This window comes from Lacrimispora struthionigena, assembly GCF_048627165.1.
In the GTDB taxonomy this organism is placed as follows: Bacteria; Bacillota; Clostridia; order Lachnospirales; family Lachnospiraceae; genus Lacrimispora.
In genome coordinates, this window is record NZ_JBMBWP010000002.1 from 1,163,894 (window position 1) to 1,183,506 (window position 19,613).

Here is a 19,613-nt window from a genome sequence, read left to right on the forward strand (position 1 = left end):
GGCGAAACGAAACCATGGACTGTCATAAACATTCCTCTTTCACCATAAGAGGCTCCAGGCTTCTGCCCTGCAGAGAAAATCATTTTGATTTTCATCTTGGCCGAATCAACTTTCAAATTATTAAGGGAACTGTTTATTGCCTGAACCAGACCCCCAGCGCCGGAGCCGCCGTACAGATCACCCAAATTAATATGGTGAATCATACTTCAGCTGTACTTGGTTACACAATTACAGATGAAGCTGGGCGCTATGTCTTTTCCCTGGAGGCACATCCTGACATGAAATATGAGATTTCGGTCTTCGCCCCATTAATCACTGAGGGAAAGGGGGATTTTTGTTGAGCTGCTATACAGAACTTTTAATATCACCAAAGAATTTTAATAACAGAAATATAGCTTCGGCAGTCATTACCATGGATTACGTTCCTGAAGTACTGCTGACCGGAACCGTTTATAATAACCGGTGCGAAGCTGTGGAAGGCGCAGTCGTCCGTGTTATCGCTGTGGCCTCTCTTATTAAAAAGGATCTTGGTTATGTCATGACCAATCAATTCGGAGAGTTTGCCATTGTGGTAGAAAAGAATCCGCAAATCAACTACCAGTTCGATATCTACGAACCGGTCCTTACCAGTTAATTAAGGGGGAATGCCATGGCACGTGGATTAATCAGAGGGATGGTCCGCTACAAAAATCGTGTTCCAGTAAGAGGGGCCATCATTATTTTGGAACGAATGGTAAATGTATTTAATGAAGAACTGAAAGAAGAAGACTGGGAAGGTGTCTATCTGGGTTTCACTCAGACTAACATACATGGGGAGTTTTGCTTTTCTGTCCCGGACAATACTGTTACATACCGGGTAAAAGTATTTGACAATCGTCATGAGTGAGGAGGAACATCATGAAAAAGGTACTGGTCACAGGGGCAGACGGCTTTATTGGCAGCCATCTGACAGAGGAACTTGTCAATCGGGGATATCAGGTAAAAGCATTTGTCTACTATAACTCCTTTGGTACCTACGGCTGGCTTGATACCCTTCCCACACATATCAAGGATGAAATTGAAATACATAGCGGAGACATCCGGGATCCCAATGGAGTAAGGGCTGCTGTCTCCGGTGTGGATTCCATTTTTCACCTGGCAGCGTTGATTGCCATTCCATACAGCTATGAGTCTCCTGATTCTTATGTGGATACCAATATAAAAGGTACTCTGAATATCCTTCAGGCTGCAAGAGCCCTTAAAACCGGCAAAGTGTTAATTACATCCACTTCAGAAGTCTACGGCAGTGCCGACTATGTTCCCATTGATGAATCCCACCCGTTTAAAGCCCAGTCCCCTTATTCTGCCACAAAGATAGGCGGGGACCGGCTGGCAGAATCATTTTACAGGAGTTTTTCTCTTCCGGTTTCGATTGTACGGCCTTTTAATACGTATGGCCCAAGACAGTCTGCCAGGGCCGTCATTCCCACAATTATCAGTCAGCTTCTTGCCGGAAAGGAAGACATTCATCTGGGAAGTCTCACCCCTACCAGAGATTTTAATTATGTAAAGGATACCGTTAACGGCTTTATTGAAATCGAATCATCGGAACATACCGTAGGAGAAGAAATCAATATAGCCAGCGGAATAGAAATTTCTATCGGGGAACTTGCCAGGGAGCTGATCCGTCAGATTAATCCAAAGGCAGAAATCATCTGTGAAAATGAAAGACTGCGCCCGGAAAAAAGCGAAGTCACCAGACTTCTTGGATCAAATAAAAAGCTGAAAGCCCTGACAGACTGGAAACAGCAATATACCTTGTCTCAGGGTCTGGAAGAAACCATACACTGGATGGAAAACAATTTAAACCATTACCGGACAGACCGGTATAACATTTAATAGAAACTGCAGGAGGCATCCCATGATTCCCCTATCTGTGCCTGTAATCAAAGGCAATGAAAAAAAATATGTAGACGAGGCAATTTCAAATGGCTGGGTCTCTGCTTCGGGCAGTTATGTAACCAGATTTGAACATGAAATGGCTGATTATTTAAAGGTAAAGCAAACAGCTGCGGTCCAAAGCGGCACAGCTGCTCTTCATCTGTCTTATCTTCTTTCCGGGGTAAAACCAGGTCAGGAAGTAATCGTACCTGCACTGACTTTTATTGCCGCGGTGAATCCTGTAAAATATCTGGGTGCAGAGCCAGTCTTTATGGATTGTGATGATTCATTAAATTTGGACTGCCAGAAACTGGAAGATTTTCTAAAAAAGGAATGCACAAAAACCACTTTGGGTCTTAGAAATAACAAATCCAAACGGATTATCACGGCTATCACAGTGGTTCATATTTTTGGAAATATGGCAGATATGGAGACCCTTGTCCGTCTGGCTGATGAGTATGGCTTAAAACTGATTGAAGATGCCACGGAAGCACTTGGAACCAGATATACAGACGGGATATATAAGGGAAAATTTGCAGGTACCATGGGCGATTTCGGTGCCTATTCCTTTAACGGCAATAAAATTATCACAACCGGCGGCGGTGGAATGGTGACTGCAAAGAAAGCGGCTGATGTGGAACGGTGTGCCTATCTGGCAGCCCAGGCAAAGGATGATTTACTCTTTTATATCCACAATCACATTGGCTACAATTACCGGATGACCAATTTGCAGGCAGCCCTTGGTGTCGGGCAGCTGGAATGTCTGGAAGATTATATCCACATTAAGGAACAAAATTATAATTATTACAGGAAAGGGCTTGAGAATTTTGAGGATGTAAAGCTGATGCCATTTAACGAAAAAGCCAGAAGCAATCACTGGTTTTACTCTCTTCTTTTAAAGAACAAGGCCTTAAAAAGAGATTCTCTTATGAGACAGCTAAAAGAAGCAGGGATTGAGACCAGGCCCATCTGGAAACTCAATCACACCCAGACCATGTATCAGAGCTGCCAGGCCTATCATATTGAAAAAGCGCCTTACTATCAAAGCAGAATCATAAATCTTCCCTGCAGTGTGAATATAACGGAAGCAGACATAAACTATGTTATAGAAGCTTTAAGGAAAAGCTGACAACCGGAAGGAGGGATTGGCATGGACGTGGAAAAATTCTTTGTTACGCCGGACATTCCAATCAGAGATGCAATCCGGCAATTAGATGAGACGGCAAAGAAAATGCTGCTGGTTGTAAAAGATCATAAGCTGACAGGTGTTATAACAGATGGAGATATCCGACGGTGGATTCTGCAAAACAAGGATTTGTCCATGCCAGTATATCATATTATGAACCCCTCCCCCATTGCCATAAAAGAGGAGGAACTTTCTGAAGCACTGAATATCATGAAGGAAAAGCGAATTGAAGGGCTTCCTGTGGTAAATGACAACGGTCAGGTCCTTGATCTGGTCTTTTGGAATGAACTGCAGCACGAAAAAAAGCGGCCTGTAAGGAAAAGGAAAACTCCGGTAGTAATCATGGCAGGAGGGAAAGGTTCCAGGCTTTACCCTTATACAAAGATTATTCCAAAACCACTGATTCCCATCGGAGATACCCCAATTGTGGAACGAATCATGAATCAGATGATCTCCTATGGATTTACAGAGTTCTATTTAACAGTCAACTACAGAAAAGAGCTGATTAAAGCATATTTTAACGGGGATCGGCGTTATCATCTTCACTTTGTAGAGGAAAAGGAAGCCCTTGGAACAGCAGGATCCCTGACTCTTTTAAAGGATCAGATTCCGGGAAGTTTTTTTGTCAGCAACTGCGATATCCTGGTTGATATTAATTATGCAAAGCTCCTTCTTTATCATCAAAAAAGCAAAAATCGGATTACAGTTGTGACAGCCATGAAAAACTATGAGATTCCTTATGGAGTGATCTCCTTAGACCAAAATGGCTGTATTCAATCCATGAGTGAAAAACCAAAGTATGAATTTCTGGTTAGTACAGGGCTTTATGTACTGGAAAGTGATATTTTAAAATATATTCCCGTGAACACACCTTTTGACATGCCGGATTTAATCCGCCTGTGCATGAAGAATGACGAAAAAGTGGGCGCTTACCCGGTTATGGACAGCACATGGCTTGACATGGGGGAATTCAGTGAAATGAAAAAGATGGCTGAGAGAATGAAACTATGAAAAAGAAACTCATCCTCCTTGGCGGAGGGGGTCATGCGGAAAGTGTAATTGATACTATTCGTTCAAAAAAAGAATACCAGATTGAAGGGATCTTAGACAACGGCAAAAGCCGTGGAATAACAGTCTCCGGTATTATGGTGCTTGGGTCTGATGAACTTCTTGCAGATATTTACGGCAGAGGGATCCGATATGCGGTAATTGCAATCGGTAGCGTAGGAAATCCACAGACAAGAATCCGGCTTTTTGAAGAGTGTAAGGCGATCGGCTACCAACTCCCTTGCATTATTGATAAAAGTGCTGTACTATCCGCAGATCTTCATATGGGGGAAGGGATCTTTATAGGAAAAGGGGCAGTCATAGGAGCGGGCGTGAGCCTTGGTAATGGCTGTATCATTAACAGCGGCACGATTCTGGAACATGGCTGTACAGTTGGAAGTTTTGCTCACGCAGCACCTGGCTGTACACTCTGCGGCAACGTAAAAATAGGGGATAATACCCATATAGGTGCTGGAAGTACTGTAATCCAGAATCTGACCATTGGGAGTAATTCCATGATCGGTGCAGGCAGCCTGGTCCTGTCTGACATTTCCTCAAACAAGCTGGTATATGGGAGTCCTTCAAGGGAGGTTGGTCGTTTTGAGTAAAGTTATGATAATAGCCGAGGCTGGAGTTAACCATAATGGGGATTTAAACATCGCCAGGCAGTTAATTGATGCCGCTTGTGCAGCAGGCGCAGATGCGGTGAAATTCCAGACCTTCCGTACAGAGCTATTAGCTACTCCCAAAGCAAAAAAAGCTGATTATCAGTTTCATAATACAGGAACGGATAATTCTCAATTTGAAATGTTAAAGGATCTGGAATTATCCTGGAAGGATTTTAAGCTTCTCTCCGACTACTGCACGTTCCGTGGCATCCGGTTTCTGTCCTCTCCTTTTGATGAGGACAGCATGGAGTATCTGGACAGCATAGGTATGGAGATTATTAAAATTCCATCCGGAGAGATCACAAATTACTGCTATTTAAAAAAAGCAGCAACATTAAAAAAACCAATTATCCTTTCTACAGGAATGTCAACGCCCGCAGAAATCCGGGATGCTTTGAAACTTTTGGAACTGAGCGGACAGGATATCACACTTCTCCACTGTTCCAGTATTTATCCAACGCCCATGGAAGATGTAAATTTAAACGCCATGATTACCTTGAGAGAGACGTTTCATAAAAAAACAGGATATTCTGATCACACTGCCGGAATCGAGGTAGCGGTGGCTGCGGCTGCACTTGGAGCCTGCGTTATTGAAAAGCATATGACTCTTGATAAAACCATGCCCGGGCCAGATCACCGGATGAGTCTGGAACCAGACGAATTTAAGCACATGGCTGATAGTGTGCGAAATATTGAAAAAGCAATGGGAAACGGAATAAAAGCTCCTGCAGGAGACGAACTGAAAAACCGGGATCACGTAAGAAAGTTTCTGGTAGCTGCAAAGGACATTCAGATAGGAGAACCATTTACCATGGAAAATCTCTGTGCCAAACGCTGCTGTACCGGAATATCGCCTATGAAGCTTCCTCAGATTCTTGGTACTCTTGCAGACAGAAACTATGGAAAGGATGACAAAATAGGGGAATGATCAGACTATGTGTAGTAACTGGCAGCCGGGCAGAATACGGTCTGCTGACTCCATTAATCCGGAATATAATGAAAGACCAGGACTTGAAACTACAGCTTTTGGTTACAGGAACCCATCTGGATACCCGGTTCGGACTTGATTATCAGGAAATGGAACAGGACGGAATTGTGATTGACGAAATGGTGGAAATGAACCTGGCCAGTGACACTTCCTATGGCATCTGCAAATCCATGGGACTGGAGCTGATTGGTATCTCCGGGGCCTTTGAGCGGTTAACCCCCCATATGATACTGCTTCTTGGAGACCGTTATGAGATTTTTACGGCAGCAAGTGCCGCAGTGATCTGTAAAATTCCAATCGCCCATATACATGGAGGTGAGCTGACTCAGGGGGCTTATGACGACTGCATGCGTCATGGAATTACAAAGATGAGTTATCTTCATTTTACCAGCACGGAAGAATACAGAAAGCGGGTGATCCAGCTGGGAGAATCGCCTGACAGAGTTTTTAACGTAGGTGCACTGGGCATAGAACGGATTAAGGGTCTTACTCTTCTGACAAGAGAGCAGCTGGAAGAATCACTTGATACAGCTCTGCCCTCCCCTCTTTCCCTGGTCACATACCATCCGGCTACACTGGATCCTTACAGTGCAAAAAATCAGTTTCAGCCGCTTTTAGATGCTCTGGATTCCTTTCCAGAGCTATTTACGGTGTTTACGGGGAGCAACGCAGACACTGGTGGAAATCAGGTCAATGAAATGGCGTTATCCTATTCCAGACAACATCCGGAGCGGACGGTATACATTTCTTCTTTAGGTTCCCTTCGGTATTTAAGTCTGATGAGTCTGAGCCAGCTTGTAATCGGCAACTCTTCCAGCGGAATTCTGGAAGCTCCCGCCTTCCATATTCCCACAGTGGATATCGGGCTCCGGCAGCAAGGCAGAATAAAGCCGGATTCTGTTATCAGCTGCGGTACAACCTACGAAAACATACGTAATGCAATTACTCAGGCAATGAATCTGGATCTCAAGAACCATACTTTCGAAAATCCCTATGATTGTCCGGGAACCAGCAAAAAAATCCTGACATGCATAAAAGAGGCGTTTCACAAGGGAATTCATTTAGAAAAAGAATTTTATGATATTGATTGGAGACTGTAATGATTCAGAATAAAAGAGTTCTTGCAATAATACCAGCCAGAAGCGGCTCAAAGGGCATCAGGGATAAAAATATCAGAGAAATGAATGGGAAGCCATTAATGGGATATACCATTGATGCCTGTATAAAAGCAGGATTTTTTGACGATATCCTTGTATCTACCGATTCAAAGCTCTATCAGCAGACAGCGGTAGAACTTGGTGCCTCAGCTCCATTTCTAAGACCACCTCACCTCTCTGGTGATAAAGCAGCCTCTGGTGATGTGATTCTTCACGCAATAAATGAAATGAAAAAGCTTGGGAAGGAGTATGACTATTTTATGCTGCTTCAGCCTACCTCTCCCCTGAGAAATGAAGAACATATCCTGGAAAGTATGAATTTGCTGTTTGAAAAACATGCTGATTCCGTAATCAGTGTCTGTCCTTATGACTGTAAATGTTATCTGTCAGTGGAAATTGCTGAAACTGGTGAAATTAAAATGCCAGACTCTTTAAAAAAACAAATAAGGAGACAGGATGTAAAATCCGGCTTCCGGATCAACGGCGCCATCTATCTTACATCTGTCCCCAATTTTCTTAACTATGGCAATTTTTACAGCGGAAAAACTTATCCCTATTTTATGAATCCTTTAGACTCTGTCGACATCGATGACAGCGATCAGTTCTATCTGGCGAAACTCATACTTCATGACAGGGCTGGTACGTCATGAGGGCTGGTACGTCATAAGCCCCAGAGCCAGAAGAGCGCTTTTCTCCAACTGATCTGCTGTTGTGTATTCGCTTGTGGTATGCACTTCATTCATACCGCAGGCGACCACAATGCCCCTGATTCCATTGCGTACAAAATGGTTGTTATCGCTGCCGCCCAGTGTCTTGTGAGTGACTGCCTCTACGCCAATGTCATCGCAGACTCTTTTAAAGCGCTTTACCACTTCTTCATCCTCATGGATTTCATAGGCCTCAATCTGCTTTTCAAAGGAAAATTCTATGCTTCCCCCCCGGCAGCCCCCAGCTTCTTCAAAGACTTTTTTCAGTTTTTCCCATTCTTCCATAGCACGGTCATCCTTCAGGCTGCGTATCTCACCAATTAAAATACACTCATCAGATACAATATTTCCCTGCTTTCCTCCGCTTATCTTTCCGATGTTAACCGTAGTCTCTTCGTCAGCCCACCCCTGCCTGATGCGGGATATTGCGGTTGCTGCAATCTCTATGGCATTGATTCCAAGCTGGGGGCAGAAACCGGCGTGGGCGTTTTTCCCTTTTACTTTGATTTCAAAGGACAAAAGGGTGGGCGCTGCCAGTGCGGCATTACCAATCTCACCGCTTAAGTCAAATACATATGCCTGTTTGGAATGGATGGTAGAATAGTCTGCAAGCTGGCTGCCTTTTCCGTAATTTTCTTCTGCCACAGGGAACAAAACTTCAATATCCGGATGGGGAATATCTTGTTCCTTCATGCTGCGGACTGCCTCCAATATCGCTGCAATTCCGGAAAGATCGTCTGCTCCCAGAACCGTCTCTCCTTCAGAAGTAATCACACCGTTTTCATCCTCTGCGGCATGCTTCCCGATTCCGGGTCTCACCGTATCCATATGAGCGGATAAAAGAACTGGTTCTCCAGCAGTATTCCCTTTTAAATAACCGTAAAGATTACCTGTTGGGACTGCATCTCCATAACCTGCTATCCGTTCTTTCAGACGAATGCCAGCATCATCTTCTTTCACGGCAAACCCCAGCTGTTTCATCTCTTCAATCAGATAATCTGCAATTTCTCTCTCATGATACGTCTCTGAATCAAATTCCACCATTCGTTTAAACTGGCTGACCAGCCTGCTTCTGTTAATCATTCAATCACCTGCCTGGAATTATTTAGTCACTGATTCCTGTCTTTTAAACTTTTCTTCTGGAGTTTTACTTAACTGTTTTCTGTTTTGCGGGGCCGACCAGATGCCTTCGTAATCAATCTGATCCACAAAGCGGGTATTAAAATCCTGGAAAAGGGATTTGTTATCCGATCTCGATGCTGCAATATCGCGGAAATAGGTATTATTCCGAAATGCAGGAATCACATATAAATCTCTTAAGTATCCCCATATGTTTTCATAGTCCACCACTCTGCGTTTAATGGGACCAAGGTTTCTGTAGTAATGGGTATCAAACCTTGCCAGCGTTACAAAAAGTCTGACATCACTGTCTGTTACATAATCTCCGAATAAAAACCGGCTGGCAGACAGCCGTTCCTCAATCTGATCTAGGGCACGGTAAAAATCGTCAAAAGCCTCTTCATAGGCTGTGAGGGACTGAGCAAACATCATGCGGTAAGTAGCATTATTGACATTCGGAAACAGCCAGTCATTATAGGCATCGATCTCACTTCTTAACTCAACTGGATAAAGATCCGGTGCGTCAACCGCCTGAAACGGACGGAATGCTGTTTCGAAATAATTCGTCAGCCTGTGATAATCATTATTTACTACCTTTTTTGTGGTAATATCTACCAGAGCCGGAACGGTGCAGCGCCCTTTGTAATCAGGATCAGCATTGTAATAAAACTCGCTTAAAAACTGTGCTTTTAAAACAGGATCTTTTCTGTCCTCATTATACACGAATTCCCATCCATATGCACTATTTTCTTTGCTGTGTCCCACAAGATTAATCCCTATCGATTCTTCCAGCCCCAGCAGCTCTCTTACGATAGACGCCCGGTTAGACCAGTGGCACCCTTTTGCCCAAAACAGCCGGTACCGTCCCCTCGCTGCCTTTAACTCTCCTTCTGCCTCTCCAAATGGTGTTGTAAAGTGATTGGGCTGGCGGATAAAGGCTCCTCTTTCATCGATTTCATTCTCGATCTCTTTTGGCCGGGGACTTGGTGCTGTGGTGCTTCCTGTTTGAAATTGGATTTTGTCTCTTCCATGAGGCAAATTCCATGAGGTAAGATCCGGACCCTTTGGTACGATTTTATATGGATTACCAGCAACAGCACATAAATGATAATGCTTTTTAATTGCTTCAAAATCAGTAGTCTCCTTAAATTCAGGTAACGAATACAGATCTCTGACATAACCCCATAGATTTTTAAAATCAGTAATACGGTTACGGTTTAACTGAAAGCCATTAAAATAAGCACTGTCAAAGCGGGCCAGCGTTACGTAAAGGCGCACATCGGATTCTGTAATGCTGTCTCCAAAAAGATAACGGCTTTTACCAAGCCTTTCTTCCAGCCAGTCCAGGCGGGAAAATACCAGATTATAAGCCTCGTTATATGCTTCCTGACTTCTTGCAAAACCTGCCTTATAGACTCCGTTATTAATTTCATGGTATAGAATCTCATTTAATTCGTCGATTTCCCTGCGCAGATTTTCCGGATATAAATCAGGCGCACCTGATTTATGATACTTCTTCCATTCCACTTCCCAGTATTTTGTCAGGTTAAAATAATCGTTATTTACTACCTGTCTTGTTGTTAAATCAACCACTGCAGGTACGGTAAATCTTCCGCTGTAATTTTCATCCGCTTTTAAATAAGCCTCACTTAAATACTGAATTCCCAGCACCGGATCTATTCCATCCTCATCTAACGTAAACGCCCAGTCCGTTCTCCCTACATCCGGTCTGACCGGATCAAGGGTTCCAAGGCTTATGACATCTTCCAGTCCAAGAAGCCTTCTTACGATGACAGACCGGTGTGCCCATGGGCAGGCAGGAGACCAGATCAGACGGTATCGTCCCGCTTCCACCGGAAGATTTCCCTCCTCTGTACCAAATGGAGTTGTAAAACGATTTTTCTGGCGTTTAAATGTTCCATCCTGTTGGACTTCTTCTTTAATAAACTTTTCTGACATTCCGATTCCCTCTTTCTCTTATTCTTCCCTTAAATCCCATCAATCAGGATTTATTTATGTTTCATATCTTCTCTGCCATACTCATCTGCAAACCGGAATGTCTGAGGCAGCATAAATCCCTGATTTTCCATCCAGTTTAAAGAATCTTCGGTTCCGCTGAAGATGCACATCGCAGTCTTATTTCTTCTGAATCCCATTTTTTCATAAAGGGCTACTGTTCTTGGATGGGTATAGAGAATAATATTCTGACCCCTGACCTGATCAAGCAGCTTTGTAATCAGGGTTCTTCCTATTCCCTGTCCCTGGAACTCATTATCAAGTGCGATATTATAAATAGCTGCCTGACAGACACCGTCAGACAGCGCTCTTCCGACGCCTATTATCTTTTCTTCGTGATAGACAAAGACCACTGCATAGCTGTTTGTGAAAATAGTCTCCTGTTCCTCTGCGGTGTGATTGGATAAACCAGAACGGCGCAGAACATCGGATACCTCCTGCCAGTTGATATTTTCTTTTGTTGTTTTAAATGTAATCTCAGACATGCTGTCCGCCTCCTTATATTGCATATTCCGTGTTTTCCAGCATATGGATTTTCACCAGAAATTCCTTTAGCCGCTCATTGTCCGGATTGTCAAAAATCTGTTTTGGAGTGCCATCTGCCACAATTTTTCCGTTTTCTAAAAAGATAATACGGTTAGCCACATTCTTTACGAAATTCATTTCATGGGTTACTAAAAGAATGGTATTGCCTTCGTTGGCCGCCTTTTTAATTGTGACCAGAACTTCACTGACCAGCTCCGGATCTAATGCTGATGTAGGTTCATCCATCAAAAGCAGTTTTGGCTCCATAGCAAGAGCTCTTGCAATTGCCACCCGCTGTTGCTGACCCCCTGATAAATGCCTGGGATAATGGGAAAGCCGGTCGCCCATTCCCACTTTTTCAAGCTGTTTCTCAGCAATTCTCTTTGCTTCGCTCTTCTTTATCTTTTTTACCACAGTTAAGCCTTCCATCACATTTTCCAGTGCGGTCCTGTTTTTAAAAAGGTTGAACTGCTGAAACACCATCTCTGTATAACGCCTTAACTCCAGCTTTTCTTTGGCGGACCGGGTAGTTAAATTAATTTCTTTATTATTGATCCGTATCGTTCCCTCCTCCGGCTTCTCCAGCAGATTAATGGAGCGCAGAAGCGTGGATTTACCAGTTCCGGAAGGCCCGATAATTGCCACAACGTCACCTTCTTCAATATCCAGATCCACATGATCTAAAACCACATTGCTGCCATACTTTTTGCACAGTCCGCGAATTTCAACCACACTCATCTTCTATACCTCCTTTTTCTCTGCAATCTGTTCCGGAACACTCATCTTCTTTTCTATGTAAGTAAAGAGGCGTTCAATAAAAATGGTAATAACCCAGTAAATAATAGCGAGGGAACAGTATACTTCAAAGTAACGATAGCTGTTTCCTGCCAGGATTTTGCCTTGTGCCGTGATTTCCACCACCGAACAGGTAAAGGCCAGCGAAGTGCCCTTTACAAGTCCGATGAGGGAGTTCCCAAGAGAAGGGATTGCCACCGTCACAGCCTGAGGAAGCAGAACACGAAAGAAAATCTGCAGCCCATTCATTCCTAAAGACTTGGCTGCCTCCACCTGACCTTTTTCTACAGACTGTATGGCGGCACGAATGGTTTCTGAATCAAATGCTGACTGGTTTAACCCAAGTGCTACAATTGCAAAAATAATTGGCGGGATCCCATTGACGTTATAGGAAGTTCCATTATAGAAATTGTAGTATTTTAAGAAAATGGGAATTCCAAAGTACGTTAAGTACAGCTGAACGATAATAGGAGTTCCCCTGACCACTGAAACAAACAGGGTACATAGCTGCTGTAATACCGGTATGCGATGTATCTTTACAATTGCAATGAAGAGTCCTGCCACCCAGCCAATGATTAACGCAATCAGCGTCAGCTGTATGGTTACCGGTAAATATTTTAATAATAAGGGGATCTCTGTAAATACCAGCTGCCAATCAAATATTTTGCTCATCTTGTGCCTCCAGCCATCGATTTTTATTTATAAGAAGGAGAATAGTCGGAACCGAACCATTTTAAGTTGATTTCCTTAGAGGTACCGTCCTCAATCACTTCTTTTAATGCCTGATTAAGATCCTCAACCAGCTTTTCATTTCCTTTGCTCAGGATTAAGTAGCTGTAAGGCTCCTCCATTAAATCCTTTGCTACATCACTGCTGATGGATACGCCTGTCACATTAAAATTAAATTCTTTCTCGTAATATTCAAACATAGGTTTATCCATTAATACGAAATCATATTTTCCAGCTTCCACATCCTGAATCTGAAGGACCAGATCCTCTTCGCTATACTCAATGTTAATGGCTTTCTGAGGATTTGCTGCATTGTAGTTCTCCAAAGCAGTTGTAATGTTAATTCCGGATTGTGAAATGGTTTTTAATCCGGAAAGATCTTCCCAGGTGTTGATACTCTCTGCCTTTTTATTATCTTTTGCAAAAATCGCCACGTACTCATTAGCGAAAATAGGATCTGTAAATAAATATTTTTCTTTCCTCTTTTCATTTTTTGCAAAATTATTTACTCCGATCTGATAACGATCCGAATCAAGTCCTGCAAAAATCGATGGAAAATCCGTTACTTCTATTTCCAGTTTATACTGGGGAAGACGGTCAAATATAGCTTTAATCAGTTCAATGTTATGACCAGTCAGCTGATTACTGCTGTCTACAAAGGTAAATGGTTTAGGGGAGCCGCCTGTTGCCGCATAAATTGTGACAGGTTCTGCCACTGCAGTGGTTTCACTTCCTGACTGGGCAGCCACAGAACTGGTTTCCTCTTTGTTTGATTCTTCTGATGCTTTTGCCGTGGTGGTTTCAGCTGGTTTCTGTGAATTGCTGCTGCATCCAGATAATGCTCCTAATATGGTGGCTGCTCCCAATACTCCAACTATCGCCTTTTTTAATCGATCTCTTTTCATAATTTTTTCTCCTCTTTTTTAATTCTATTATTTACTTTGCTTTAAATTTTTCTTTCCTGTTATGAGGTTCATCCCAGATCGACACATCCGGTCCTAAGGGAAGAATACCATATGGGTTATGTGCATGATTTCCAAGTAAGTAGCCTTTTTTAATGGAATTAAAATCCGTGGCTTCCTTAAACGCTGGTATGGAATATAAATCCTTTGCATAATTCCACAGATTATCAAATTCTGATAACCGGTTTCTGTTGGTTTTAAATGCAAAATAGTAAGCTGTATCAAATCTGGCAAGTGTTACAAAAAGCCGGATATCGGAATCGGTAATCTGATCTCCAAATAAATATCTGCTTTTTGAGAGCCGCTCTTCCAGCCAGTCGAGTCTCTGAAACAAAACATCATACGCTTTTTCGTATTCCGTCTGGGACTTGGCGAACCCGGCTTTGTAAACTCCGTTATTAATTTCGTGAAATAGTATTACATTCAGTTCATCAATTTCTTTTCTTAAATGTTCGGGATAAAGATCTGGTGCGTTCTGCTTATGATACGGTTTCCACACAGTCTCCCAGTAATTAGTCAGATGGTGATAATCGTTGTTTACCACCTTCCGTGTTTTTAAATCTACAACTGCAGGAACGGTTGCTCTTCCTTCGTAGTCCGGATCGGTTGCTGCATAGATCTCAGGCAGATAACGAATTTTAAGCACTGGATCCACATTTTTCTCATCTAACGAAAATTCCCAACCGTTCTCTGTCCTGACCGGACTGACGGTACCAACACTGATTACATCTTCCAGACCCAAAAGTTTCAGTGCAATGATCTGTCTTGTGGCCCAGGGACAAAGGGGGGTCCAGATCAGCCGGTATCTGCCGGCCTCAACCGGAAGTTCACCCTCACCACTGCCAAAAGGAGTGATAAAATAATTATCCTGTCTTACAAAAGCTCCTGTTTCCGATACTTCATGTGCATCCTCACTGGTTGCTACCTTACCGAATTTATCTTCTATCGCCATACTTTTTCCCTCTTTCCATCTCTGTCTTGCTTTCGTGTTATTATCATACCACATACGTATGTTAATAGGTAATATGTATAAAAAACAACTGGCAATAAGAATATCTTATAACCAGCCGTTTTTTAATATAGTATTTTATTTAATTTTATGCGAATAATGGTGTTGATAAATACCGGTCACCGGAATCAGGAAGTAATACAACAATGGTCTTTCCCTTGTTTTCAGGTCTTTCTGCAACAAGCTTCGCTGCCTTTAATGCAGCTCCGGAGGAAATACCAACCAGAATTCCTTCTGTAACTGCAAATGATTTGCCTTCTTTAAATGCATCATCATTTTCAACAGTAATTACTTCATCATAGATTGCGGTATTTAATACCTCTGGTACAAATCCGGCACCAATTCCCTGAATTTTATGAGGACCTGGTTTGCCTCCGCTAAGCACCGGGCTGCTTGCCGGTTCCACGGCAACGATCTGCACATCAGGATTCTTTTCCTTTAAATATGCACCAACACCTGTTACAGTTCCGCCTGTTCCCACGCCTGCAACAAAGATATCAACGGTTCCGTCAGTCTGTTCCCAGATCTCCGGTCCGGTTGTCTCTTTATGCACTTTTGGGTTGGCTGGATTTACAAACTGTCCTAATATAACGGAGCCTTCAATGGTATCCTTTAATTCATCTGCTTTTTCTATAGCACCTCTCATACCCTTGGCACCTTCTGTGAGAACCAGCTCTGCGCCATAGGCCTTTAAGAGATTTCTTCGTTCCACGCTCATGGTATCAGGAAGAGTCAGGATTGTTTTGTATCCCTTTGCCGCTGCTACAGCTGCAAGACCGATTCCAGTGTTACCGGAAGTTGGTTCGATGATTGTCGCTCCTGGTTTTAAAATTCCTTTTTCCTCTGCATCTTCAATCATGGCTAAAGCGATACGATCCTTTACGGATCCGGCTGGATTTAAATATTCCAGCTTTGCCAGAAGCGTAACCCCTTCTACACCCTCTGCTGCACTGTAGCGGCTAATTTTCAGTATCGGTGTTCCTCCAATAAGTTCTACTGCGCTTTCTTTAATTGATCCCATATCCTTATCCTCCATATTATCATTTTATTGTTTCATTATTATTGTTTTTAAATTATAAAGAAGCAGCTGCTCCTAAGGCACCTGCTTTCATCTTTTATGGGATAAATAAATATCCCCATATCCGATGCTGCCAGGCATTAGAAAGAGCAATCCAATAAAACTGTTTTTTTTCTATGACAAACAGCCTGGCAACAACATATATACTGATTCCACTTACGGTTAATCTGATCTCTGTTATTTTTCATATTGAGCCGCCACCTTTCTACCTACAACATTAATATGTTTATATGTTATAATTATATTAATGCAGAATGCGAAATGTGTCAATACCTTTTTTCAGAGATTCTATAAATTTTTAACCGCTATTTTTAATTTATCCAATGCTTCCATGATAATCGATCTGGGACATGCTATGTTAATCCGTTCAAAACCTTCTCCTATGGAACCGAACATTGCGCCACTGTCCAACCACAAACCAGCCTTTTTCACAATCAGCTCTTCCCGTTCCTGTTCACTTAAGCCTAATGCCCTGAAATCCAGCCATATGAGATAAGTCCCGTCTGGTTCAATCAGTTTAATCTGCGGCAAATTGTCTTCTAAATAAGTACGGACAAACCGGATATTTTCTTTTAAATATTCCATCAGCTGGTCATGCCAGTCTTCTCCATACCGGTATGCGGCCTCGCAGGCAGTTAATCCTAATGCATTTAACTGGCTGTATCCGGCAGCTGCAATTTCTTTTTTGAACTTATGCTTTAGTTCCGGATTGGAAATAAAAATATTGGAAATCTGCAGCCCCGCCACATTAAACGTCTTACTGGGGGCGGTGCAGGTAATGGTTCTGTTCTTAAGCTTCTCATTAATCGCTGCAAACACCTGATGCTCACCCTTAAACACAAAGTCCTGATGTATCTCATCGCTTACAACAATGATATCAAGGCGCTCACAGATCTCACCAAGCTGAGTCAGCTCTTCTCTTGTCCATACTCTTCCCACCGGATTATGGGGACTGCAAAGGAAATACAGTTTTACCTGATTTTCCACCGCCTTTTTTTCAAAATCTTTAAGATCCATATGATAGATCCCGTCTTCACCTAGATATAAGGTATTATCAATGATCTTTCTGCCGTTATCTTCTATCACTTCACTAAAGGGATAATAAACAGGCTGCTGTATCATGACACCGTCTCCCGGTTTTGTGTATGCTTTCACTGCCATGGCAAGTGCGAAAACCACACCTGGTGTTTTTACCAGCCAGTTTCTCTCAACACTCCAGCCATGACGGCGTTTCATCCAGTCCTGTACTGCCTCAAAGTACTCCTCTTTCCCCTCACTGTAGCCGAAAATCCCATGTTCCACACGGTCTTTTAATGCATCAAGCACAGGCTGGGGTGCTTTGAAATCCATATCTGCTACCCAGAGCGGCAGGATTCCTTCTGGTTTACCCCTCTGAACTGCAAAGTCGTATTTGATACAGCTTGTATTTTTTCTGTCTATCCGTTCATCAAAATCAATTCGTTCTTTACTCATGAAATACCCGCTCCAATTCATTTATTAAATCCTGTACATCCTCTATTCCCACCGAAAGTCTTAAGATCCGGTCTGTGATTCCATTGGCAGCCAGTATATCTGCCGGCACATCTGCATGTGTCTGAGTAATAGGATATGTGATCAGAGTTTCCACACCTCCAAGGCTCTCTGCAAACCGGATCAGTCGTACATTCTTTAGTATACTATGGGCAAGCTCCTTTGATTCCACCTCAAAGGTCACCATACAGCCAAAGCCTCTCGCCTGCTTTTTACAGACTTCGTGTCCGGGATGATCTGTAAGACCAGGATAATAGATTTTCTTAACTTTTTTCTCATTCTTAAGCCAGTCCACCAGATTTTTGGCATTCTTCTCTGCCTGGTTCATACGAATCGCCAATGTCTTGATTCCCCGTAAAATGAGCCAGCTGTCGAAGGGAGCCAGACCTGAGCCCACTGTTTTTATGATAAACCGCAGTCTTTCTGCTATTTCCGCTGATGAAGTAACAAGAAATCCGGCTATGGTATCGTTATGTCCGCCCAGGTATTTGGTTCCGCTGTGTACCACCAGGTCTGCGCCCAGTTTTAACGGATTTTGGAAGTAGGGAGACATAAATGTATTATCCACAATCAGAAGAATCCCATGCTTTTTGGTAATTTTAGCAAGCTCTTCAATGTCGGTTACATTCATCATGGGATTGGTAGGGGTTTCAACAAAAACAGCTTTTGTGTTTTCCCTGATCAGTTCTTCTACTTTCTCATAGGAGGAACCGGAGCAATCTACGGAATCAATTAAGATACCGTTTTTCTTGCTGATATTGTCAAACAATCGGATGCTGCCTCCGTACAAATCGCAGTCTGTAATAATGTGGTCACCCGGTGCAAACAGTTCCATAAGTGCTGTAATTGCTGCCATTCCGCTGGAAAAAGCCAGAGCATCGACACCGCCTTCCAAAGAGGCTACTATATTTTCCAAATGCTCTCTGGTTGGGTTCTGCAGACGGCTGTAATCGTATCCGGTCCCTTCTCCTACTCCTTTATGGGCAAATGTGGCAGTCTGATAAATGGGGAAGCTGATCGCTCCTGATTGATCCACCGTAATTTCTTTCCCGTCACCATATAAACATTTTGTTGAAATTCCATATTCCATGTTAAGTCACCGCTTTCTATTCTTTATCGTGATTCTTATATAACAGTATATCAGCCCCACAGACAGTAGCGGTATGATTGAAAAACAATAGCCTGCTATTTATTATTTCTATAACAACAGCAAACTTATTTCTTATTCTTACAGAACCTGTTTCTCGAATTTTTTTAATTCCGCTATATATTTTTCTCCCAGAATACTGAGGGGCATTTTTCTCTTTTTAATGTAACCAATCCGCATCCGGTCGCTGGTATTAAGAGGAATAGCACAGTATTCATCTCCATTTAAATCCTCGCATATAATACCGGAACAAAGGGTATAGCCATTTAATCCCACCATTAAATTAAGCAGTGTAGCTCTGTCATCTGCCTTAATGATCTGCTTGTATTCATAGGTACTGAATACTTCTTCCGCAAGATAAAACGCATTGTTCGTTCCCTGTTCAAAAGAAAGACAGGGATAATTTTTTAAATCCTCAAATTCAATCAGATTCTTTTGTGCCAAAGGGCTTCCTTTCCACAGATATACATAAATCTTGCACTGGAACAGCTCTGTAAATTCAAGATCACTGTCATGAATCAGCTTTTCCATTGATTTCTGATTAAATTCATTGAGATAAAGAATCCCCAGTTCACTCTTCTGATTCTTCACATACTCAATTACGTCGTATGTTCTGGTTTCGTGAACCGCAAATTCATAATCATCCATTCCGAATTCTTTTGCCATATGAATAAATGCCTGCACTGCAAAGGTATAATGCTGCATGGAGACACTAAATTTTTTCTTGAATTTTTCTTTTTTCACAAACCGTTCTTCCATCTGACGGTACTGCTCCAGCATCTGTCTTGCATATCCTAAAAATTCTTCCCCTTCCGGCGTAATTACAATTCCCCGGTTAGACCGCAAAAACAGCTGAAGCCCTATTTCTTCTTCTAAATCCCTTATTGTACTGGATAGACTGGGCTGGGTAATAAATAACTCCGCCGCCGCTTTATTCATGGATTTCTGGTTTGCGATGCAGATGGCATAACGAAGCTGTTGTAATGTCATAAGTCCTCCTTTTATTCTGCCTGCACAAAAGCTGCCATAG

General features: G+C 42.6%; 21 protein-coding genes. 10 read left to right on the forward strand and 11 right to left on the reverse strand.

The window, feature by feature from the left end:
- Positions 1-14: 14 nt before the first annotated feature.
- The 10 genes from ACOAOT_RS14575 to ACOAOT_RS14620 are packed head-to-tail and all read left to right on the forward strand — an operon-like array spanning position 15 to position 7,616.
- Positions 15-341, forward strand: coding sequence for a peptidase associated/transthyretin-like domain-containing protein (locus ACOAOT_RS14575; RefSeq protein ID WP_420217652.1), 327 nt, complete (start codon positions 15-17; stop codon positions 339-341).
- The gene (locus tag ACOAOT_RS14580; RefSeq protein ID WP_277408635.1) at positions 338-634 is read left to right on the forward strand and encodes a hypothetical protein; all 297 of its coding nucleotides are present in this window, start codon (positions 338-340) and stop codon (positions 632-634) included. Before ACOAOT_RS14575 ends, ACOAOT_RS14580 begins: the two co-directional genes overlap by 4 nt.
- Before the next feature lie 15 nt (positions 635-649).
- A complete protein-coding gene (locus ACOAOT_RS14585) occupies positions 650-886 on the forward strand; it encodes a hypothetical protein (RefSeq protein ID WP_420217653.1) in 237 nt (78 codons plus the stop codon).
- Between the two features lie 11 nt (positions 887-897).
- Positions 898-1,878: an NAD-dependent 4,6-dehydratase LegB gene (locus ACOAOT_RS14590; RefSeq protein WP_420217655.1), complete on the forward strand. Its 981-nt coding sequence runs from the start codon at positions 898-900 to the stop codon at positions 1,876-1,878.
- Positions 1,879-1,900: 22 nt separating this feature from the next.
- The gene (locus tag ACOAOT_RS14595; protein ID WP_420217656.1) at positions 1,901-3,049 is read left to right on the forward strand and encodes a LegC family aminotransferase; all 1,149 of its coding nucleotides are present in this window, start codon (positions 1,901-1,903) and stop codon (positions 3,047-3,049) included.
- 21 nt (positions 3,050-3,070) lie between these two features.
- Positions 3,071-4,117 (forward strand): nucleotidyltransferase family protein, encoded by a 1,047-nt coding sequence (locus tag ACOAOT_RS14600; protein ID WP_420217657.1) that lies wholly within the window; start codon positions 3,071-3,073, stop codon positions 4,115-4,117.
- Positions 4,114-4,761 carry an acetyltransferase gene (locus tag ACOAOT_RS14605; protein ID WP_420217658.1) on the forward strand — a complete coding sequence of 216 codons (648 nt, stop codon included), beginning with the start codon at positions 4,114-4,116 and terminating at the stop codon, positions 4,759-4,761. Before ACOAOT_RS14600 ends, ACOAOT_RS14605 begins: the two co-directional genes overlap by 4 nt.
- Positions 4,754-5,749, forward strand: a complete 996-nt coding sequence (gene neuB / locus ACOAOT_RS14610; protein WP_420217659.1) for an N-acetylneuraminate synthase — start codon at positions 4,754-4,756, stop codon at positions 5,747-5,749. The genes ACOAOT_RS14605 and neuB overlap by 8 nt, the downstream gene beginning before the upstream one ends.
- Positions 5,746-6,909, forward strand: coding sequence for a UDP-N-acetylglucosamine 2-epimerase (gene neuC, locus ACOAOT_RS14615; protein ID WP_420217660.1), 1,164 nt, complete (start codon positions 5,746-5,748; stop codon positions 6,907-6,909). The genes neuB and neuC overlap by 4 nt, the downstream gene beginning before the upstream one ends.
- Complete coding sequence (locus ACOAOT_RS14620; RefSeq protein WP_420217661.1) at positions 6,909-7,616, forward strand: acylneuraminate cytidylyltransferase family protein; 708 nt, start codon at positions 6,909-6,911, stop codon at positions 7,614-7,616. Before neuC ends, ACOAOT_RS14620 begins: the two co-directional genes overlap by 1 nt.
- Here ACOAOT_RS14620 and ACOAOT_RS14625 read toward each other — a convergent pair.
- From ACOAOT_RS14625 to ACOAOT_RS14675, 11 genes are all read right to left on the reverse strand, one after another.
- The gene (locus tag ACOAOT_RS14625; RefSeq protein ID WP_420217662.1) at positions 7,611-8,756 is read right to left on the reverse strand and encodes a M20/M25/M40 family metallo-hydrolase; all 1,146 of its coding nucleotides are present in this window, start codon (positions 8,754-8,756) and stop codon (positions 7,611-7,613) included. The two genes, ACOAOT_RS14620 and ACOAOT_RS14625, sit on opposite strands and share 6 nt — an antisense overlap.
- Before the next feature lie 18 nt (positions 8,757-8,774).
- Complete coding sequence (locus ACOAOT_RS14630; RefSeq protein WP_420217663.1) at positions 8,775-10,751, reverse strand: glutathione S-transferase C-terminal domain-containing protein; 1,977 nt, start codon at positions 10,749-10,751, stop codon at positions 8,775-8,777.
- A gap of 50 nt (positions 10,752-10,801) precedes the next feature.
- The gene (locus ACOAOT_RS14635; protein ID WP_420217664.1) at positions 10,802-11,293 is read right to left on the reverse strand and encodes a GNAT family N-acetyltransferase; all 492 of its coding nucleotides are present in this window, start codon (positions 11,291-11,293) and stop codon (positions 10,802-10,804) included.
- Positions 11,294-11,306: 13 nt separating this feature from the next.
- Positions 11,307-12,065 carry an amino acid ABC transporter ATP-binding protein gene (locus ACOAOT_RS14640; protein ID WP_420219431.1) on the reverse strand — a complete coding sequence of 253 codons (759 nt, stop codon included), beginning with the start codon at positions 12,063-12,065 and terminating at the stop codon, positions 11,307-11,309.
- Between the two features lie 9 nt (positions 12,066-12,074).
- Entirely contained in the window at positions 12,075-12,800 is a 726-nt protein-coding gene (locus ACOAOT_RS14645) for an amino acid ABC transporter permease (protein ID WP_420217665.1), read from the reverse strand.
- Between the two features lie 23 nt (positions 12,801-12,823).
- Positions 12,824-13,762: a transporter substrate-binding domain-containing protein gene (locus ACOAOT_RS14650; RefSeq protein WP_420217666.1), complete on the reverse strand. Its 939-nt coding sequence runs from the start codon at positions 13,760-13,762 to the stop codon at positions 12,824-12,826.
- Between the two features lie 31 nt (positions 13,763-13,793).
- Positions 13,794-14,771, reverse strand: a complete 978-nt coding sequence (locus ACOAOT_RS14655) for a glutathione S-transferase family protein (protein WP_420217667.1) — start codon at positions 14,769-14,771, stop codon at positions 13,794-13,796.
- A 145-nt stretch (positions 14,772-14,916) separates the two neighbouring features.
- The gene (cysK, locus tag ACOAOT_RS14660) at positions 14,917-15,849 is read right to left on the reverse strand and encodes a cysteine synthase A (RefSeq protein ID WP_420217668.1); all 933 of its coding nucleotides are present in this window, start codon (positions 15,847-15,849) and stop codon (positions 14,917-14,919) included.
- A 345-nt stretch (positions 15,850-16,194) separates the two neighbouring features.
- Positions 16,195-17,379, reverse strand: a complete 1,185-nt coding sequence (locus ACOAOT_RS14665; RefSeq protein WP_420217669.1) for a MalY/PatB family protein — start codon at positions 17,377-17,379, stop codon at positions 16,195-16,197.
- A complete protein-coding gene (locus tag ACOAOT_RS14670; protein ID WP_420217670.1) occupies positions 17,372-18,526 on the reverse strand; it encodes a trans-sulfuration enzyme family protein in 1,155 nt (384 codons plus the stop codon). Before ACOAOT_RS14670 ends, ACOAOT_RS14665 begins: the two co-directional genes overlap by 8 nt.
- Positions 18,527-18,664: 138 nt before the next feature.
- Entirely contained in the window at positions 18,665-19,573 is a 909-nt protein-coding gene (locus tag ACOAOT_RS14675; RefSeq protein WP_420217671.1) for a LysR family transcriptional regulator, read from the reverse strand.
- Positions 19,574-19,613: the final 40 nt, after the last annotated feature.

Bases quoted from the DNA above. Each gene is read 5' to 3' on its own strand.
- ACOAOT_RS14575 (WP_420217652.1), top strand. From the start codon at position 15: ATGGACTGTCATAAACATTCCTCTTTCACCATAAGAGGCTCCAGGCTT.
- ACOAOT_RS14585 (WP_420217653.1), top strand. From the start codon at position 650: ATGGCACGTGGATTAATCAGAGGGATGGTCCGCTACAAAAATCGTGTT.
- ACOAOT_RS14590 (WP_420217655.1), top strand. From the start codon at position 898: ATGAAAAAGGTACTGGTCACAGGGGCAGACGGCTTTATTGGCAGCCAT.
- ACOAOT_RS14595 (WP_420217656.1), top strand. From the start codon at position 1,901: ATGATTCCCCTATCTGTGCCTGTAATCAAAGGCAATGAAAAAAAATAT.
- ACOAOT_RS14600 (WP_420217657.1), top strand. From the start codon at position 3,071: ATGGACGTGGAAAAATTCTTTGTTACGCCGGACATTCCAATCAGAGAT.
- ACOAOT_RS14605 (WP_420217658.1), top strand. From the start codon at position 4,114: ATGAAAAAGAAACTCATCCTCCTTGGCGGAGGGGGTCATGCGGAAAGT.
- neuC (WP_420217660.1), top strand. From the start codon at position 5,746: ATGATCAGACTATGTGTAGTAACTGGCAGCCGGGCAGAATACGGTCTG.
- ACOAOT_RS14620 (WP_420217661.1), top strand. From the start codon at position 6,909: ATGATTCAGAATAAAAGAGTTCTTGCAATAATACCAGCCAGAAGCGGC.
- ACOAOT_RS14625 (WP_420217662.1), bottom strand. From the start codon at position 8,756: ATGATTAACAGAAGCAGGCTGGTCAGCCAGTTTAAACGAATGGTGGAA.
- ACOAOT_RS14630 (WP_420217663.1), bottom strand. From the start codon at position 10,751: ATGTCAGAAAAGTTTATTAAAGAAGAAGTCCAACAGGATGGAACATTT.
- ACOAOT_RS14635 (WP_420217664.1), bottom strand. From the start codon at position 11,293: ATGTCTGAGATTACATTTAAAACAACAAAAGAAAATATCAACTGGCAG.
- ACOAOT_RS14645 (WP_420217665.1), bottom strand. From the start codon at position 12,800: ATGAGCAAAATATTTGATTGGCAGCTGGTATTTACAGAGATCCCCTTA.
- ACOAOT_RS14650 (WP_420217666.1), bottom strand. From the start codon at position 13,762: ATGAAAAGAGATCGATTAAAAAAGGCGATAGTTGGAGTATTGGGAGCA.
- ACOAOT_RS14655 (WP_420217667.1), bottom strand. From the start codon at position 14,771: ATGGCGATAGAAGATAAATTCGGTAAGGTAGCAACCAGTGAGGATGCA.
- cysK (WP_420217668.1), bottom strand. From the start codon at position 15,849: ATGGGATCAATTAAAGAAAGCGCAGTAGAACTTATTGGAGGAACACCG.
- ACOAOT_RS14665 (WP_420217669.1), bottom strand. From the start codon at position 17,379: ATGAGTAAAGAACGAATTGATTTTGATGAACGGATAGACAGAAAAAAT.
- ACOAOT_RS14670 (WP_420217670.1), bottom strand. From the start codon at position 18,526: ATGGAATATGGAATTTCAACAAAATGTTTATATGGTGACGGGAAAGAA.
- ACOAOT_RS14675 (WP_420217671.1), bottom strand. From the start codon at position 19,573: ATGACATTACAACAGCTTCGTTATGCCATCTGCATCGCAAACCAGAAA.